This is a genomic window from Janthinobacterium sp. 35 (assembly GCF_002754575.1).
GTDB lineage: Bacteria > Pseudomonadota > Gammaproteobacteria > Burkholderiales > Burkholderiaceae_D > Janthinobacterium > Janthinobacterium tructae.
Map to the genome: position 1 here is coordinate 2651573 of NZ_PEFN01000001.1, position 15640 is coordinate 2667212.

18 protein-coding genes are annotated in these 15640 nt (G+C 63.9%); 7 read left to right on the forward strand and 11 right to left on the reverse strand.

The genetic code is table 11. From position 1 onward, the window contains the following. Positions 1-82 precede the first annotated feature (82 nt). Complete coding sequence (locus CLU93_RS11890; protein WP_099761333.1) at positions 83-379, forward strand: DUF493 family protein; 297 nt, start codon at positions 83-85, stop codon at positions 377-379. Here CLU93_RS11890 and CLU93_RS11895 read toward each other — a convergent pair. Then, positions 372-1571, reverse strand: coding sequence for a multidrug effflux MFS transporter (locus CLU93_RS11895; RefSeq protein WP_099761336.1), 1200 nt, complete (start codon positions 1569-1571; stop codon positions 372-374). The two genes, CLU93_RS11890 and CLU93_RS11895, sit on opposite strands and share 8 nt — an antisense overlap. Before the next feature lie 128 nt (positions 1572-1699). On the opposite strand from CLU93_RS11895, the gene pdxR reads away from it, so the two are divergent. The 4 genes from pdxR (at position 1700) to CLU93_RS11915 (ending at position 5819) form a co-directional block, all read left to right on the forward strand. Beyond that, positions 1700-3172, forward strand: a complete 1473-nt coding sequence (pdxR, locus tag CLU93_RS11900; RefSeq protein WP_099761339.1) for a MocR-like pyridoxine biosynthesis transcription factor PdxR — start codon at positions 1700-1702, stop codon at positions 3170-3172. Between the two features lie 75 nt (positions 3173-3247). Beyond that, complete coding sequence (gene lipB / locus CLU93_RS11905) at positions 3248-3952, forward strand: lipoyl(octanoyl) transferase LipB (protein WP_099761341.1); 705 nt, start codon at positions 3248-3250, stop codon at positions 3950-3952. A gap of 39 nt (positions 3953-3991) precedes the next feature. After that, positions 3992-5008 (forward strand): lipoyl synthase, encoded by a 1017-nt coding sequence (lipA, locus tag CLU93_RS11910; RefSeq protein WP_099761344.1) that lies wholly within the window; start codon positions 3992-3994, stop codon positions 5006-5008. Positions 5009-5150: 142 nt separating this feature from the next. Next, entirely contained in the window at positions 5151-5819 is a 669-nt protein-coding gene (locus CLU93_RS11915) for a uracil-DNA glycosylase (protein WP_099761346.1), read from the forward strand. Between the two features lie 182 nt (positions 5820-6001). Here CLU93_RS11915 and CLU93_RS11920 read toward each other — a convergent pair whose 3' ends face one another. The 4 genes from CLU93_RS11920 to CLU93_RS11935 all read right to left on the reverse strand — a co-directional run bounded on the left by CLU93_RS11920 (position 6002) and on the right by CLU93_RS11935 (position 10020). Beyond that, positions 6002-8158 carry a TonB-dependent receptor gene (locus tag CLU93_RS11920; protein WP_099761349.1) on the reverse strand — a complete coding sequence of 719 codons (2157 nt, stop codon included), beginning with the start codon at positions 8156-8158 and terminating at the stop codon, positions 6002-6004. Positions 8159-8257: 99 nt separating this feature from the next. Beyond that, a complete protein-coding gene (locus CLU93_RS11925; RefSeq protein ID WP_099761352.1) occupies positions 8258-8596 on the reverse strand; it encodes a hypothetical protein in 339 nt (112 codons plus the stop codon). A 67-nt stretch (positions 8597-8663) separates the two neighbouring features. Then, on the reverse strand, positions 8664-9485 hold the full coding sequence (locus tag CLU93_RS11930; protein ID WP_218968332.1) for a helix-turn-helix transcriptional regulator: 822 nt from the start codon (positions 9483-9485) through the stop codon (positions 8664-8666). Then, positions 9475-10020, reverse strand: a complete 546-nt coding sequence (locus tag CLU93_RS11935; RefSeq protein ID WP_099761355.1) for a YbhB/YbcL family Raf kinase inhibitor-like protein — start codon at positions 10018-10020, stop codon at positions 9475-9477. The genes CLU93_RS11930 and CLU93_RS11935 overlap by 11 nt, the downstream gene beginning before the upstream one ends. 197 nt (positions 10021-10217) lie before the next feature. Between CLU93_RS11935 and CLU93_RS11940 the strand changes: the two genes are divergently transcribed. Together CLU93_RS11940 and CLU93_RS11945 are read left to right on the forward strand one after the other, a co-directional pair. After that, positions 10218-11375 carry a PepSY-associated TM helix domain-containing protein gene (locus CLU93_RS11940; protein ID WP_099764354.1) on the forward strand — a complete coding sequence of 386 codons (1158 nt, stop codon included), beginning with the start codon at positions 10218-10220 and terminating at the stop codon, positions 11373-11375. Positions 11376-11465: 90 nt separating this feature from the next. After that, complete coding sequence (locus CLU93_RS11945; RefSeq protein WP_099761357.1) at positions 11466-11888, forward strand: PaaI family thioesterase; 423 nt, start codon at positions 11466-11468, stop codon at positions 11886-11888. Between the two features lie 68 nt (positions 11889-11956). Here the strand turns inward: CLU93_RS11945 and CLU93_RS11950 are convergent, their stop codons facing one another. The 6 genes from CLU93_RS11950 to CLU93_RS11975 all read right to left on the reverse strand — a co-directional run bounded on the left by CLU93_RS11950 (position 11957) and on the right by CLU93_RS11975 (position 15637). Beyond that, the gene (locus tag CLU93_RS11950; RefSeq protein ID WP_099761360.1) at positions 11957-12652 is read right to left on the reverse strand and encodes an anti-sigma factor; all 696 of its coding nucleotides are present in this window, start codon (positions 12650-12652) and stop codon (positions 11957-11959) included. Further along, positions 12649-13239 (reverse strand): sigma-70 family RNA polymerase sigma factor, encoded by a 591-nt coding sequence (locus CLU93_RS11955; protein ID WP_099761362.1) that lies wholly within the window; start codon positions 13237-13239, stop codon positions 12649-12651. Before CLU93_RS11955 ends, CLU93_RS11950 begins: the two co-directional genes overlap by 4 nt. Before the next feature lie 97 nt (positions 13240-13336). Beyond that, complete coding sequence (locus tag CLU93_RS11960; RefSeq protein WP_099761365.1) at positions 13337-13858, reverse strand: peroxiredoxin family protein; 522 nt, start codon at positions 13856-13858, stop codon at positions 13337-13339. 86 nt (positions 13859-13944) lie between these two features. Next, on the reverse strand, positions 13945-14631 hold the full coding sequence (locus CLU93_RS11965) for a BON domain-containing protein (RefSeq protein WP_099761367.1): 687 nt from the start codon (positions 14629-14631) through the stop codon (positions 13945-13947). Beyond that, positions 14624-15220: a phosphoheptose isomerase gene (locus CLU93_RS11970; protein ID WP_099761370.1), complete on the reverse strand. Its 597-nt coding sequence runs from the start codon at positions 15218-15220 to the stop codon at positions 14624-14626. Before CLU93_RS11970 ends, CLU93_RS11965 begins: the two co-directional genes overlap by 8 nt. Before the next feature lie 57 nt (positions 15221-15277). Further along, positions 15278-15637 carry a YraN family protein gene (locus CLU93_RS11975; protein ID WP_099761373.1) on the reverse strand — a complete coding sequence of 120 codons (360 nt, stop codon included), beginning with the start codon at positions 15635-15637 and terminating at the stop codon, positions 15278-15280. Positions 15638-15640: the final 3 nt, after the last annotated feature.

Here is a 15640-nt window from a genome sequence, read left to right on the forward strand (position 1 = left end):
TGGCGCCATGGCAACGGCGCAGGCGCTGCCAAAGTTGGCTACAATACGTCTTTGGCACTGACCGGCACTGATTGGAATTCTCATGCAAACCATCCCTCCCACCGAACACATCATTCCTCCCAGCGAATCGCTGATCGAATACCCGAGCGACTTTCCCATCAAGATCATGGGTCCGACGCACGTCGATTTCGCGCCCACCATGCTGGAACTGGTCATCAGCCATGATCCGACCTTCCACGAGGGCCGCATGGAAGAGCGTCCGTCGCCCAAGGGCAATTACACGGGCCTGACCGTGACCGTGCGCGCCATCAGCCGCGAGCAGCTCGACGCCCTGTACATGGCGCTGTCGGGCCATCCGATGGTCAAGATCGTCATGTAAGGCTGGCTGCCGCCACGCTGGCCCGGCTCTTCGTGAGCAGCCAGACGGCGGCAAAAGCCGCGCTGGCCGCTGCCGTCACCCACAGCAGGGGCTTTTCGCTGCCATCCGTGATGGCGGCGATGACGGCGCCGCAGACGGCCGTAATCGCCATCTGCACGAAGAAGAACAGGCCCGAGGCGCTGCCCGCCTGGGCGCCATACGGCTGCAGCACGGCCAACTGGCAGGCCGGAATGGCCATGCCCACCGACACCATCACCAGCAGCATCGGCGCCACCAGCGACGCGACATGCTGCGGCGCCAACGTGCCCGCTAGTAACAGGCTGGCCGTGCCCGCCACATTGATGAGCACCGCCACGCCCAGCATGTGGTCGGCACCCAGGCGCGGCCCCAGGGCGCGGAACAGGCTCGATCCTACGATATAGCCGCTGACCGTCAGCGCGAACACCAGCGCATACGCGTGCGGCGACAGATGCATGCGCCTTTGTAACAGCACGGATGATTCCGCGATGAATGGGAAATACGTGCAATACACACAGCCGATGGCCAGCGTATAGCGCAGGAAATACGCGTCGCCCAGCAGGCGGCGGTACAGGGCCAGGGTATTGCCTTGGGGGACGGCGCCGGCCGGCCTGGTTTCCGGCACATACGCGGCGATCAGGCCCAGCGACAGCGCGCCCAGCAGGCACAGCACGCCAAACACGGCACGCCAGCCGAAGGCCGCGTCGAGCACGCTGCCGGCCAGCGGCGCCAGGATCGGCGACAAGCCCATCACCATCGAGATTTTCCCCAGCATGCGCGCCTGCGTGGCGGCGTCAAACCGGTCGCGCACCATGACCCGGCCGATGATGGTGCCGCTGCAGCCGCCGAACGCCTGCAGCACGCGCGCGGCGATCAGCGCGTGCACGTCGCTGGTGAAGGTGCAGACGATGCTGGCGAGCACAAAAATGCCCGTGCCGGCCAGCAGCACGGGACGGCGTCCGTAACGGTCGGCCAGCGGCCCGCAAGCGAGCATCGAGGCGGCCGAGCCAGCCATGAACAGGCTCAGGGTCAGTTGCAACTGGGCATCGCTGGCATGCAGGGCATCGGCCATGGCCGGCAGCGAAGGTAAATAGATGTCGATGCTGATGCGCGACAGGCAGACCAGCAGCAGCACGATGCTGCCCCAGGCCCATACAGCGAGTTGTTTCTGCATTGTTTTACACGATCCTTGCAAACGTGCGCCCCGCTGGCGCACCGGAACGGTGAGAGTAGGATGGTTGTGGTGTAATGCGAAGTGCCAGTCATCAGAAAATTCATTGGACCACTTGGACGACCATCATCATGCCACGAGGAAAATCACCGCACGCCCTGGACTTGCCCCGCCCCACCAGCTGGCTAGCCAAGGCGGGCGTCAGCAAGCAGGACGGCGCGTATGAAGCGCTGCGCTCGGCCATCCTGACGAAGATGCTGCCGGCGGGCAGCCGCTTGCCGTCCAGCCGCACCCTGGCCGAACGCTGGGAATTGTCGCGCGGTACCATCGAATCCGTGTTCGACCGCCTGCACGCGGAAGCGTATGTGACGCGCGTGCCCGGCTCCGGCACGCGCGTGTGCGCCGTGGTGCCGGAACGCTTTTTGATGGCAGGATTGGCAGATGCCACCCCGGCCGCACCATCCTCCGTGCCCGCGCCCGCTGCGGACACGGGCGTGCGCGACGGCTTGCCGTTCGTGGCGCGGCGCGCCGACGCCAGCCTGTTTCCCATGGCTGCCTGGTCCAAGTGCGCCACGCGGGCGCTGGCGGCCGCCACGCCGGAGCAGCTGTGCAGCGCCGATCCGGCCGGCCTGCCCCAGCTGCGCCAGCAGATCGCCGACTTCCTCGCCAAGTACCGTGGCATCCGCTGCGATCCGCAAGACATCGTTGTCACCACCGGCATCCGCCACGCGATCGACTTGCTGGCGCGCGGCATCGTGCGCGATGGCGACAAGGTTTGCCTGGAAGAACCGGGGTACCCGGCCGCGCGCACCCTGTTCGCCCTTGCCGGCGCCGTGCCGGTGGACATTGCCGTCGATGCCGAGGGCATCGATTGCGCCGCCCTGGCCGCGCACACCGACGCCTGCCTCGCGTATGTGACGCCGGCGCACCAGTCGCCGCTGGGCGTGACCATGTCCGTCACGCGCCGCCTGGCCTTGCTAGAATGGGCGAACGACAGCGGCGCCTGGGTGGTGGAGGACGATTACGACAGCGAATTCAATTACCACAGCGCCCCGCTGGCGGCCCTGAAGGCGCTCGACCAGTATCAGCGCGTGATCTACTGTGGCAGTTTCAACAAGACCCTGTTTGCCGGCCTGCGCGTGGGCTTCATGGTGCTGCCGCCCGCTCTGCGCCCGCAGTTGCTGCGCATCGTGCAGTTGACGGGCAGGTCCGTGGGCGTGACGCAGCAGCTGGCGCTGGCCGCCTGGATGGAGGAAGGTGCTTTCGTGCGTCATTTGCGCCTGGCGCGCCTGGCCTACAAGGAGCGGCGCGACCTGCTGCTGGCTTGCCTGGAGCAGGTCGCCCCTGGCCGCTACACGATTTCAGGCCAGCAGGCAGGCTTTCATTGCGTGCTGTGGCTGCCGCCGGATGCCGACGAACGGGCGTTTTGCGCGCGCGCCGCGCAGGAGGGGCTGGCGCTGCAGCCGCTCGGCGACTTTTGCCACAGCGCCAGGCTGGCGCCGGCCGTGCTGCTCGGTTACACGGCGCTGAGTCTGGCCCAGGTGCGCCACGCTGCACAAAAATTGGGCAGGCTGCTGCTGTTGCCCGCGCCCGGGGCTGAATGAAACGGCGGCCTGGCTTATAATCACGGCTTCGCCGCAGCGTCCGCAGGGCGCCGGCAGCTGATTACAGAATCTGTCATGACCACCACCCGCACCGAAACGGCGCTGATCCGCGAGCTGGGCCGCGTCGATTACGAGCCCACCTTTGCCGCCATGCGCGCCTTTACCGACGCGCGCACGACGGACACGCGCGACGAACTGTGGATCGTCGAGCATCCGCCCGTATTTACTTTGGGCCTGGCGGCCGACCGCGGCCATTTGCTGGCCGGCGCCGAGAATGTGCCCGTGGTGCAGACGGACCGGGGCGGCGAAGTCACCTTCCACGGCCCCGGCCAGGTGGTGATTTATCTGTTGATGGACTTGCGCCGCAACAAGCCGGGCGGCAAGCTGTATGCGCGCCAGTTCGTGCATAAAATCGAGCAAGCCATCATCAACGTGCTGGCGGCGTATAATCTTGCTGGCGAACGCATCGATGGCGCGCCTGGCATCTATATCGCCGGCGGACCAAGCAAGGGTGCGAAGATCGCCGCGCTGGGATTGAAAGTGCGCGGCAACGGCTGCACCTACCATGGCGTATCGCTCAACGTGGCGATGGACCTGGCGCCGTTTTCCTGGATTAACCCCTGCGGCTATTCCGGCCTGAAGACGGTGGACATGCGCAGCATGGGCGTGGTGGCGCCGCTGGCCGAGGTGCAGCGGGCCCTGGCCCATGAATTGACCGTATTACTCGATGTAAGCGAAGTAAACAGCGCCGCAGGCGCGCCTCAGGCAACGGATGCCTGAGCAAACAAACCAAACTTTGCCCCTCAAGGGCTTGCAGCCATGACTTCTGAGACCATTTCCAGCACCGCCCCCGCCGCGACCGCCGCTCCCGCGTACAACCCGAGCGAAAAGCAAAAAGGCGCCAGCAAGACGTCGCGCATCCCGATCAAGATCATTCCGATCGAGCAAGTCGAGCGCCTGAAAAAGCCGGACTGGATCCGCGTCAAGGCCGCATCGGCATCGACCCGTTTCTATGAAATCAAGGATATCCTGCGCGAAAACAAGCTCGTCACGGTGTGCGAGGAAGCCAGCTGCCCGAACATCGGCGAATGCTTCGGCAAGGGCACGGCCACCTTCATGATCATGGGCGACAAGTGCACGCGCCGCTGCCCGTTCTGCGACGTCGGCCACGGCCGTCCTGATCCGCTGGACAAGGAAGAGCCGTCCAACCTGTCGAAAACCATCGCCAAGCTGCGCTTGAACTACGTCGTCATCACCTCCGTCGACCGCGATGACTTGCGCGACGGCGGCGCCGGCCATTTCGTCGAGTGCATCCAGCAAACGCGCGCCCTGTCGCCGAACACCCGCATCGAAGTGCTGGTGCCCGACTTCCGTGGCCGCCTGGAAAAAGCCCTGCTGTTGTTCAAGGATGGCTTGCCTGACGTCATGAACCACAACCTGGAAACGGCGCCGCGCCTGTACAAGGAAGCGCGTCCCGGCTCCGACTACATGCACTCGCTGAAGCTGCTGAAAGACTTTAAAGCCATGTACCCGGACGTGAAGACCAAGTCCGGCATCATGGTGGGCCTGGGCGAGACGGACGAGGAAATTCTGCAAGTCATGCGCGACATGCGCGAGCACGACATCGACATGCTGACCATCGGCCAATACCTGGCGCCATCGAACAGCCACTTGCCCGTGCGCCGCTACGTGCACCCGGACGTGTTCAAAATGTTCGAAGCGGAAGCGTATAAAATGGGCTTCACCCACGCCGCCGTCGGCGCCATGGTGCGCAGCTCGTACCATGCGGATGAACAGGCGCACAGCGCCGGCGTGGAATCGGCGCTGAATTTCTAAGCCCTTTACGCCAGATCAAGGCCGCCCGCTCACGCTGGCGGCTTTTTTTTGCCTGTTCGTATCGTATGCGCACCATGCTGCCGAGCGTCCTATACTGGCAGGCTGACAAAGCATGGTGGACGAATCGGCTATGAGGTGACGCATGGACGTACGCATCGACGCATCGTGGAAGGCGCGGCTGGAAGGGGAATTCGCCCAGCCCTACTGGGAACGCCTGACGGCCTTCGTCAAGGCGGAATATGCGGCCGGGCCGTGTTGTCCTCCCGGTAAAACCATTTTTCGCGCGTTCGACCTGACGCCGTTCGAGCAGGTGAAAGTCGTGATCCTGGGGCAAGACCCATATCACACGCCCGGCGCGGCCATGGGCTTGTGCTTTTCCGTGCCGGACGGCCATCCGCCGCAGCCGAGCTTGCAAAACATTTTCAAGGAATTAGCCACGGATGTGGGCGTCGAGCGCACGCGCACGGATTTGTCCGACTGGGCGCGGCAAGGCGTGTTTTTGCTCAACAGCGTGCTGACGGTGCGCGCCGGGGCAGCCGGCTCGCACGCGGCCAAGGGCTGGGAAACGCTGACCGATAGCGCGATTGCCCACCTGTCCGCCGAGCGCGAGCACCTCGTGTTCCTCCTGTGGGGCGGCTACGCGCAAGCCAAGCGCAGCCTGATCGACCCCGGCAAGCACCTGGTGCTGGCGGCGCCGCACCCGTCGCCCTTGTCGGCCAGCAAAGGTTTCTTTGGCAGCAAGCCGTTCAGCCAGACAAATGCTTATCTGCGGGCGCATGGCCAGACGCCCGTCGTCTGGGGCGATAGCTGATTCCTGAGACGGCAACCGACAGCGGCAGGCGTTGCTCCCTGCCGCTGTCTTCGCGCGACTTACAACACCTGGACAGAACCGTAGCGAGCGGATGTGCGGCGTGGCCGAGAAGCGCAGCTGTGCTTTAGCACAGTGAGCATCGGAGGCCGCGCCCCACGCCGCGCAGTAGGTACTGTCAGGTGTTAAAAACTGGTGGACAGGCCGGCGTAGATGCTGCGGCGGGCGCCGTACTGCGGCGCCCCCACGCCTACGCCGGAACCGTCGCGCAGCAGGTACGACTTGTCGAACAGGTTGATCAGGGCCAGTCGTCCTTCCACCTTGCCCACGGGCGTGTTCTTCCACGTATGCGTGAGCGCCGTGTTGACGGTGAAGTAGCTGGGCAAGTGGCCGGAATTCGGTGCGCCGCCGTCCGGGGTCATGCGCAGGCCGCTGCCGTACAGGAAGTCAGCGCTCACTTGCGAATCGCCAAAGTGATAATGGCCACCACCGGACAGCGTGTATTTCTGGTCATGATCGAGGTAGACATAGTGGGAGCTGATGTAGTTCAACTCATCAGCGCCAAACAGGGCCTGGCCCGAATTGATGTTGCGCCCCTGCGCCTTTTGCGTGCTGGCGTTGAGGAACAGGCCCCAGTTTTTCTCGCTGTAGATGGCGGATAATTCCAGGCCTTTGGCGTAGCCATCCGCATAGTTGAATGGCGTCAAAATCAATGCCTGGCCGAACTGGCCTTCATCCAGCAGGTTGTTAATCTTTTTATAGTACACATCGGCCGTCACGGTCAGTTTCGAACTCACCTGGTGGCTGATGCCCACGTCGTAGTAATGCGTGCGTTCGGCCTTGACGTTGTCCGACTGGCCGATTGCCGGCGCATTCGTCGTGTTGGCGTACAGGTCGATGCTGGCTTGCGCCGCCAGTTCCTGCGGTGGCGGCGTGAAGTAGCGCGAATAGCCCGCGTGCAGGGCCGTGCCCGGCGCGATTTTGTAGGCCAGATTCACGCGCGGGCTCCATTGCTGCTCGCTCGTGTAGGCCGAGACCTTGTCGAAGCGGGCGCCGTAATTCAGGGTCAGGGGTTTGCTGATATGCCATTCATCCTGCAGATAAAAGCTGGCCAGGGTGCCCGTCTTGCCGCTGTTGTCCAGCACCGTGATCGGCGTGCTGGACGTTTGCGCGCCGTCAATACTCGGGAAGACGGCCACCGTGTTGTTGCTGGTCGTCTTCTGGCGCGTATAGGCCAGGCCCGCGCGCACGGTGTGGTCCTGGTGCAGCTTGTAGCTGATGTCGAATTGCGCGCCGGAAGCGCTGTTGGCGCGGCGCGAGTCGGAAGCCACGCCGTTGTAGATCAGGTCGCCGATGGTGTCGGGCGTGAAGTGCAGTTCCGAATACTGGTGGAAGGCGGACACCTGGTAATTGATGTCGCCCAGGCTTTTTTGCAGGGACAGCACCAGAAAACGGTTCACTTCGCGCTGGTTTTCATTCAGCTGCGACGACGGTAACGTGGACGTGCCCGCCTGCGCATCGCTGTGGCCGTCAAGGGAAAATCCTGGCGCCTGGTTCGGGTTGTTCGGGATCTGGAAGCGGCCGTTGTAGGTGCCGAACATGGCGCCCAGGCGCGTATTGTCATCAAGGAAATACGACAGGTTGCCGAACGATTTGTTCTGGCGCGTCTTGTCGTGCAAGGCGCTGCGCGTGGCTTGCGGATTCTCCACGCCCAGCGCATTGCCCAGGTAGCTGCCGGACAGGTAGTAATTGAACTTGCCCACGCTGCCGAAAAATTCGGCACTCGGTTCCACGTGGTCGTGGCTGCCGAGCATGATGCCGATGCGCCCGCCAGGCGTCAGTCCGCCCTCCTTCGTTTCAATATCGACGATGCCCGCCGTGCGCAGGCCGAACTGGGCCGGCAAGGCGCCCGTCATGAAATCGGTCTTGTCGATCAGCCGCGTGTCGATCGACTGGCCAAAGCCGCTGATGCTTTCCGGCAGTTGCACGCCATTGATGCGGTATTGCACGTTGGCATGGTCATCGCGCACGTGCAGGGCGCCGGAGCCCTTCGAATCCTGCGACACGCCAGGCAGGCGCAGCAGTACCTCATTGAAGGGCGTGTTGTCGCCCTGGCCCAGCATGTCAACCATATGGCTGTCGATGCTGTAGATGGTGGTGCCGACTTTCGGCGACAGCTCGATGCGCGCGCTTTTCAAATGGGCGGAGGTGACTTCGACCTTTTGCATGTCTTGCGGGACAGCATCGGTATTGGCCTCGGCAGGCTCGGCGGCATGGGCGGAAAAGCTGAACAGGCTGGCAAGGGCGAGCGACAGCGCGCTCAGACGTGGAGTGTGTTGCATGGTAAACCTCGAAAATAGTCAACGCCAGGCGGCCCGGCGCGCATACGGAGGACGCGGCGCGCGGCGGTGCAGCCTGAAAAAGGAAAAACGGCGTGGGAACTACAGTGAGGCGGCAGGCGGGCCGCGCACGGGCGGCAGGATGAGGGCGGCGGCGGGCGCCAGGGTAGCGGGTGCGATGGCCAGCAAGCGGTACGGCAATAACTGGGCCGGCGGCGCGGTGATGGCCGGCGGCACGGCGAGATCGGCCACCTTGTCGATGACCGTGGCGCACAGCGCGCACTCTTCCGCGTCGAGCGTCGTCTTGTGCAGGTGCGAGGCGGCCGTCGACAGCAGGAACACGAGGGCCAGCGCACTGAACAGGGCCACGCACAGCTGCCACGGCGTGTGCGCGAGGGCGGATGCCGTGTAAGGCTTGCGGGATGGCTGGCGGGAAGACATGGGCGCATAGTAGCAAGAAAATCGCCCCGCTGTCAGCGCTTGTTGCGTGATTTTCGCCAGAGCGCGCTTACAGGGTGGCGCGCAGCTCGCGCGGCGACAGGCCGTAGTGCTGGCGGAAACGGGCCGCGAAGCGCGATGGCGAGGCGTAGCCGCAGGCGGCCGCGATGTCGCCGATGGGTAAGATGCCCGATTGCAATTCCTGCAAGGCCAGTCCCAGGCGCACGTCTTCCAGGATGGCGCGGAAATGGCGTTGTTCCAGGGCCAGCTGGCGCCGCAGGGTGGACGCGCCCAGGTGCAGATGACTGGCAACCCTGGCGACGCTCCAGTCGGCGCCCGGGTCCAGCAGCAGCACTTGCTGCACGCGCGCGGCTAGCGGATCGCGGCGGTCCAGCAGCAGCGGGCCGCAATGGCCGCCCAAGGCCAGGGCCAGCAGCAAGCCTTCCGCCTGGTGCGCCAGCAGCGCGGGCGGGCTGCCTGCGACCAGGCTGGCCATCAGCTGGTCCCAGGCCAGCGCCGCATGCACGTCGAGCGGCACGCACAGGCTGGCCGTGGCAGCCTGGCGCAGCTGGGTATCGACGAGGCCGCCATGGCGCGCGCGAAAACGGGCGATCAGGGCAGGTGAAAAGCTCAGCACTTCCGCCCGGTAGCCTTGCGCGCCGGGCAGGTTGGCCACGCCCAGTTCCTGTCCCGCCGGCATCAGCACCACATCGCTGGTCGTGGCGCGCACCTGGCGCGCGCCCCATTCCAGCAGCTTGGTTCCGTGCCGCACGCGGCACAGGGCGCTCTGGAAGACGGGCACGCGGCGCAGGGTTTGCGCGCGGCGCACCTCGATGGTACCGTGCGCGATGCGCAGCTCGCTCAGGGCCACCGTTTCCATGTCATCGGCCATACAGTCCTGTCAGCTGCGCTTTGCCCAGCGCATTGGCGTTGAGCATGTAACCGAGCATGGCGCCGCTGGCGTGCTGGTCCAGTGGCAGCTTGTCCACGCTCAAGGCCCAGACCGTGATCTGGTAGCGGTGCGCCTTGTCGCCCGGTGGCGGGCAAGCGCCGCCGTAGGCGCTGTCACCGTAATCGTTGCGTCCTTGCATGGCGCCCGCCGGCAAGGTAGACGTGCTCGTTCCCGCAGGCAGGGACGTGGTGCTGGCGGGCACATTGAAGACGCTCCAGTGCCACCAGCCGCTGCCCGTGGGCGCGTCCGGGTCGTACACGGTGATGGCGTAGCTTTTGGTGCCGGCTGGCGCGCCGTGCCACGACAATTGCGGCGCCAGGTTGCCGCCCGTGCAGCCGAAGCCCTGGAATACTTGCGTGCTTGCCAGGGTCTGGCCAGGGGCGATGTCGGCGCTCGTGAGCGTGAAATCGGCGGCGTGGGCGCCCAAATGCAGAGCGAGGCCCAGCGTGACGGCGAGGAAGCGGGAAGTGGTCATGGTTTTCCTTTCGATAAGTATAGGGGAAAGTGTATGTCGCGCAACATAACGCCGCGATGCCGATGCGCTCGCTGATGGTGCCGAAACGCTCGTTTTTATCTGAATCCGCCGTTGCCATGAGCGTGTTGTTCGCTGTGAGGCCGATTGTGTTTGTCTTTCATGCTATCGTTTCGCAGCCCAAATTTCCCAAAGTGTCCATGTCCCAACGCTCGATCAAGTGGTTGTTCACCAAGCTGCACCTGTATGTGGGCCTGTGGTTCGGCGCCCTGTTCGTCCTCTTGGGCTTGACGGGTTCCGCCATCGCCTGGATGCCGGAGCTCGACGCGTATCTGAATCCGAATTTGTTGCAGGCGAGCACGCCCGCGCCCGGCCAGGTGTTCCAGGTGACGCCGACCACGCTGCAGGCGGTGGTGGACACTCTTGCGGCCGACCCCGCCTACGGCAAGCCGAGCCAGCTCAATCCGCCCGCCGATGCGCGCGATGTCTACGTGGCTTCGTACCGCCAGGCGGGCAAGCCTTCCCCCTTCAGCCAGGCCATCGTGCGCCAGGTGATGGTCGACCCCTACACCTTGCAAGTGAAAGGCGAACGCGACTGGGGCCGTTTCGGCCTCACGCGCCCGCTGCTGATGTCGGGCATGTTTCATTTGCACCGCTATGTATTGTCGGGTGAGGTGGGCAAGACCATTACCGGCGTCTCCGGCGTAGCCCTGCTGCTGATGGCACTGAGTGGCATCTATCTGTGGTGGCCGCGCCTGCAGTGGACGGCGATCAAGCGCGCCCTGACGGTGTCGCATGGCGGCTCCTGGCCGCGTTTTCATTACACCTTGCACAAGGCGGCGGGCTTCTTTGCCGCGCCCGTGCTGGCCGTGCTGGCCTTTTCCGGCATCTATTTCAATTTGCCGCAATTGATCGTGCCCCTGGTGGGGCTGGTGTCGACGGTGCCGGACACGGCAAAACTGAAAAATGTGGCGCAGGATGGCGCCCTGCTCGATGCGGGCCAGGCCATGGCCGCCGCGCAGCGGCTGTATCCGCAGGCGCGCGTGTCGCGCATCGTGCTGCCGGCCAGACTGGACCAGCCGTATGACGTGCGCGTGCGCCAGCCCGGTGAAATCGCCCACGGCGACGGTGCCACGCGCATCACCCTGGACGCGCGCAGCGGCTTGCCCCTGCGCATACGCGATCCCTTGCGGGCGCCGGCCGGAGACGTCTTCCTGGGCTGGCAATTCCCCCTGCATTCGGGCCAGGCGTTTGGCGTGGCCGGGCGCGCCTTCATTACCGTCTTTGGCTTGATGCCGCTGCTGTTCCTGCTGACGGGCAGTTTGGTGTGGTGGAAACGGCGGCGCGGCCGGAAATAAGCGGTCGCCAAACCGATGCGGGGAAAGTTGCTATCATCATAGTATTTTCCGGCGTAGCCACTGTCCGGATTCACCCGCACAAGGACCAGCATGAGCCATCCCGACATCACCGTAGCAATGTTGAATGAACGCGGCACCGGCCGCCTGCCCGGCCACCTCGGTATCGTCATCACGGAAGTGGGCGACGGCCAGCTGACGGCGGAATTGCCCGTGCTGCCCCACCTACTGGCGCCGAACGGCTATCTGCACGCGGGCAGCGTGGTAACCCTGGCCGACACGGCGTCCGGCTATGGCTGCATCGTCAACCTGCCCGAGGGCGCGAACAACTTCACCACCATCGAGTTGAAATCGAACCACCTGGGTACGGTCCGCGAAGGCACGCTCACCTGCACGGCCAAGGTCGAGCACAAGGGCCGCAACACGCAAGTGTGGGATGCCGTGGTGAAAAACAAGGAGACGGGCAAGACCATCGCCCTGTTTCGCTGCACGCAGATGATTCTTTACCCAAAGTAAGGTAATCAACCCAAATCAACTGCTGGGGTCAGACCCGACGGGTCTGACCCCGGATTTTTGCCTTCGGGTTAAATTTTTATCCAGTTACCTTTATACAAAACCGGTCCCGTCGGTCCGTTCGGATTCGGCGAACCGCCTTTCGGCTCCAGGGTGACGGCCAGCAGGGCCACGTCGCTGCCGATGGCGCGCTGCGACAGGGCCAGTTTTATATTGCCCTTGCCGGCCAGCAAGCCCAAGGAGCGGGGGTTGCCGCTCTTCGGCACGGCCCACAGTTCCAGGTCGCGATCAGCAGGCACGGGGGCGTTGCCCAGCATGCGCACCTCGAGCGCGCCGTGGCGGCTGTCTGCCGTCAGCAGCAGGGCCGTTTGCGCTTTCTCGTCCGTCAGGCTGGCGACATAGCTGATTTGCGGCGCGTCCAGCATGCGCGTGGCCACGACGATCACCAGCAAGGCGGCGATGGCGCTCGAGGCCAGGCCCAGACCACGCCAGAACGACAGCGCATCGCGCCATAGCGACCAGCCGCCCTGCTGCTTCAGGTGCAGGCGCTGCTCGATCTGCTGCCAGACGCGCTTTGGCGGCGCCACGGGCGTGGCGAATTCCGCCATCGGTTCCAGGCGCTGGCGCCATTCGGCCGTGATATGGCGCAAATCGGCGTCGTTGTGCAGCCAGCCTTCGAAACGCCGCCGCGCGCCCCCTTTCAAGGTGCCCAGTACGTATTCGGACGCCAGTTTCTGGCGCAGGCTGTCATTGCCGCGGATATTCATGATGCCTCCCGTTTCGCCAGGCACGTGCGCAGCCGGTCCAGGCTGCGACGTATCCAGGTTTTCACGGTGCCGATCGGCAGCGACATCTGCTGCGCCACTTCGCTGTGCGACAGGTCGTGATAGAACGCCAGGGCGACCACCTGCCGGTGCAGCCCTTCCAGGGCCGACATGCAAAACGCCAGCGCCTTGGCGTCACCGCTCATCTGCAGTGATTCGATCGGCGTGGCCTGGGGGTCTCGCAGTGCATTCATGACTTCGCTATCAAACTGTTCGGCATCGATTTCCACGCTATCGTCGCTACGCCGCAGCACATCGAACGCCTTGTTGCGCACGATGGTGGCCATCCAGGTCATCGGCGCGGCCAGATGGCTCTGGTAAGTGGCGGCGTTGTTCCAGATGGCGACGAAACCCTCTTGCAAGGCTTCTTCAGCGAGCTCTTGCTTATGCAATATACGCAGCGCGAAGCCAAACAGTTTCGATGAGGTGGAGTTATATAGCTGACGGAACGCGGTGGCGTCCTTGTTGCCGGCGGCGAGCAGCCAGGTTTTCAGTTGTTGCGGGTCGAGCGATTGAGCGGCGAGGGACACGGCTGGCCTTCACAAGGGGATGGGGATCACGCAAGGGAAGGTTATAACAGCTTGGCAACACCTGGCAACAGGGTTTTGTGCGGTGCTGGGGACTGAATCAGCCGGCGATGGCCTTTTCCAGGAGTTTATGCAGTTCGGCAAACTCGGGCTTGCCCACGTAGCGCTTGAGGATCTTGCCCTGCTTGTCGAGCACGAAGGTGGTGGGCGTGAGGGCCACGTCGCCATAGGCCTTGGCCGCCTCGCCCGTCACGTCGAGCGCCACCTTGAACGGCAACTGGCGCGTTTCGGCGAAATTGAGCACGTAGTTGGCCGGATCGTATTTCATGGCCACGGCCACGAATTCCAGGCCCTGCCCCTTGTACTTGTTGTAGGTATCGATCATCTCCGGCATTTCCGCCACGCACGTGGTGCACGAGGTGGCCCAGAAATTGACCATCACGACCTTGCCGCGCAAACTGCTTGACGTGATTTTCTCGCCATGGATGCCGTGGAAGGTCACGTCCGGCGCGCTTTGCTTGTCATTCAGCGACAGATAGCCGGCTGCCGCCACGCCCGCCACGAAGACGGCGATCAGGGCTGGCTTGATCCAGGACTTGCTTGCGGAGGGCGAAGTTGACATGGCGAAGTTTCACTAATGTTGAGCAACGATGCGGCCATTATAGTCGCATCATCACTCAGGCGCCGTAGGCCGGATGGGGGAGGACCTTATTGCTGGACCGTATCGCTGACCGTGTTCGTCGTGCGCTGCTGCGGCGGATCGGGCTGCAATTGTTTCAATTCCGCTTCCGAAATGTAGTCGAACAGCTTGACCACTTTCTGTACGCCGCCCACGCCGCGCGCCACATCGGCCGCGACCGTGCCTTCGCGCTGGGTAACGCGGCCCATCAGGAAGACGGTGCCGTTTTCCGTGACGACCTTGAACGAGGCGGCCGAGATGGTTTTCATGTCGACCAGGCTGGCCTTGACCTTGGCCGTGATCAGCGCGTCGTTCGAGCGCGAGGTGTAGCTGGCCGGGCCGGCGATGATCAATTCATTGGCCACCGATTCCACGCCCTCGATATTGCGCACTTCGCGTTCGACGGCATTTTTCATCGCCTCGTCGCGCACTTCGCCCGTCAGCAGGACGCGGCGGTTGAAGCTGGTGACATTCACATGGCCGGCATCGCCGACGATGGAGGGGATGCGCGACTCGCCTTTCAGGGCGATCGACTTGTCTTCGGTCTGCGCGCCCAGGGTGCGGCGGTCCGCCGCGGCAACGCCGCCCATCACTGCGCCGCCGACCATCAGTTCGATGCAGCCGGTGAGCGAGGTGAGCATGGCGCCGCACAGCAGTGCGGTAGCCAATGGGCGTTGTACGCGTTTCCAGCCTGGGCCAGTACCGAATTTAGTCATTCACGTCTCCTCCGAATAGCGCGACGTCGATGCCGTCGCAGATGCAATGTATGGTAGTCAGATGGACTTCCTGGATGCGCGCCGTGCGCTCGGCCGGCACGCAGATATGCACGTCGGCGTCCGTCAGCACCTTGCCGATGGCGCCGCCGTCCCTGCCCGTCAGCGCCACGACGCGCATTTCGCGCTCGAGCGCCGCTTCCACGGCGGCCAGCACGTTGGCCGAATTGCCCGACGTGGAGATGGCCAGCAAGATGTCGCCGGCCTGGCCGAAGGCCTGCACCTGCTTCGAGAAAATCTCGCGGTAGCTGTAATCGTTCGCCACGGCCGTCAGGATCGAGGTGTCCGTCGTCAGCGCCAGGGCCGGCAGCGGAAAGCGCTCGCGTTCGAAGCGTCCCACCAGCTCGGCCGCGAAGTGCTGGCAGTCGGCGGCGGAACCGCCGTTGCCGCAGGCGAGGATCTTGTTGCCGTTGGACAATGCATAAAACATCAGGTCGATCGCCTGCGCAATGGGTGGCGCCAGCACGGTAGCGGCCTGGATCTTGAGTTCGGCACTTTCGTGAAAGTGCGAGAGGATGCGTTGATTATTCATAGTCTGCCGATTATAGTGCAGGCACGCGGCATGGCGGACAAGCACTGTTAAAAATGCTTACATATCGAGGATGTTCTGCAGCCAGCTGATGTGCCCGCCATCGATGGCCAGCGCGTCGAAGCGGCACGGCGGCAAAGTCTTTTGCCCCTGCAGCCAGGTTTGCGCGGCCACCACCATGCGCCGCTGCTTGGCTGGCGTGATGCTGGCCAGGGCGCCGCCGCAGGCTGCACTGCTGCGTAGCCGTACTTCGACGAAAACGATGCAGGCGCCATCGCGCATGATCAGGTCCAGCTCGCCGCCCTTGCACAGATAATTGCGTTGCAGCAGCACCAGGCCTTGCAGCAGCAGATACGCGAGCGCATCGTCTTCTCCCTGCCGTCCCCGTTCCCGTTTGTTCCAGAAAGCGAAGGGAGGCATGAC

What these genes read in the sequence shown, in the direction of transcription:
- CLU93_RS11890 (WP_099761333.1), top strand. Translation starts at nt 83, where the DNA reads ATGCAAACCATCCCTCCCACCGAACACATCATTCCTCCCAGCGAATCG.
- CLU93_RS11895 (WP_099761336.1), bottom strand. Translation starts at nt 1,571, where the DNA reads ATGCAGAAACAACTCGCTGTATGGGCCTGGGGCAGCATCGTGCTGCTG.
- pdxR (WP_099761339.1), top strand. Translation starts at nt 1,700, where the DNA reads ATGCCACGAGGAAAATCACCGCACGCCCTGGACTTGCCCCGCCCCACC.
- lipB (WP_099761341.1), top strand. Translation starts at nt 3,248, where the DNA reads ATGACCACCACCCGCACCGAAACGGCGCTGATCCGCGAGCTGGGCCGC.
- lipA (WP_099761344.1), top strand. Translation starts at nt 3,992, where the DNA reads ATGACTTCTGAGACCATTTCCAGCACCGCCCCCGCCGCGACCGCCGCT.
- CLU93_RS11915 (WP_099761346.1), top strand. Translation starts at nt 5,151, where the DNA reads ATGGACGTACGCATCGACGCATCGTGGAAGGCGCGGCTGGAAGGGGAA.
- CLU93_RS11920 (WP_099761349.1), bottom strand. Translation starts at nt 8,158, where the DNA reads ATGCAACACACTCCACGTCTGAGCGCGCTGTCGCTCGCCCTTGCCAGC.
- CLU93_RS11925 (WP_099761352.1), bottom strand. Translation starts at nt 8,596, where the DNA reads ATGTCTTCCCGCCAGCCATCCCGCAAGCCTTACACGGCATCCGCCCTC.
- CLU93_RS11930 (WP_218968332.1), bottom strand. Translation starts at nt 9,485, where the DNA reads ATGGCCGATGACATGGAAACGGTGGCCCTGAGCGAGCTGCGCATCGCG.
- CLU93_RS11935 (WP_099761355.1), bottom strand. Translation starts at nt 10,020, where the DNA reads ATGACCACTTCCCGCTTCCTCGCCGTCACGCTGGGCCTCGCTCTGCAT.
- CLU93_RS11940 (WP_099764354.1), top strand. Translation starts at nt 10,218, where the DNA reads ATGTCCCAACGCTCGATCAAGTGGTTGTTCACCAAGCTGCACCTGTAT.
- CLU93_RS11945 (WP_099761357.1), top strand. Translation starts at nt 11,466, where the DNA reads ATGAGCCATCCCGACATCACCGTAGCAATGTTGAATGAACGCGGCACC.
- CLU93_RS11950 (WP_099761360.1), bottom strand. Translation starts at nt 12,652, where the DNA reads ATGAATATCCGCGGCAATGACAGCCTGCGCCAGAAACTGGCGTCCGAA.
- CLU93_RS11960 (WP_099761365.1), bottom strand. Translation starts at nt 13,858, where the DNA reads ATGTCAACTTCGCCCTCCGCAAGCAAGTCCTGGATCAAGCCAGCCCTG.
- CLU93_RS11965 (WP_099761367.1), bottom strand. Translation starts at nt 14,631, where the DNA reads ATGACTAAATTCGGTACTGGCCCAGGCTGGAAACGCGTACAACGCCCA.
- CLU93_RS11970 (WP_099761370.1), bottom strand. Translation starts at nt 15,220, where the DNA reads ATGAATAATCAACGCATCCTCTCGCACTTTCACGAAAGTGCCGAACTC.
- CLU93_RS11975 (WP_099761373.1), bottom strand. Translation starts at nt 15,637, where the DNA reads ATGCCTCCCTTCGCTTTCTGGAACAAACGGGAACGGGGACGGCAGGGA.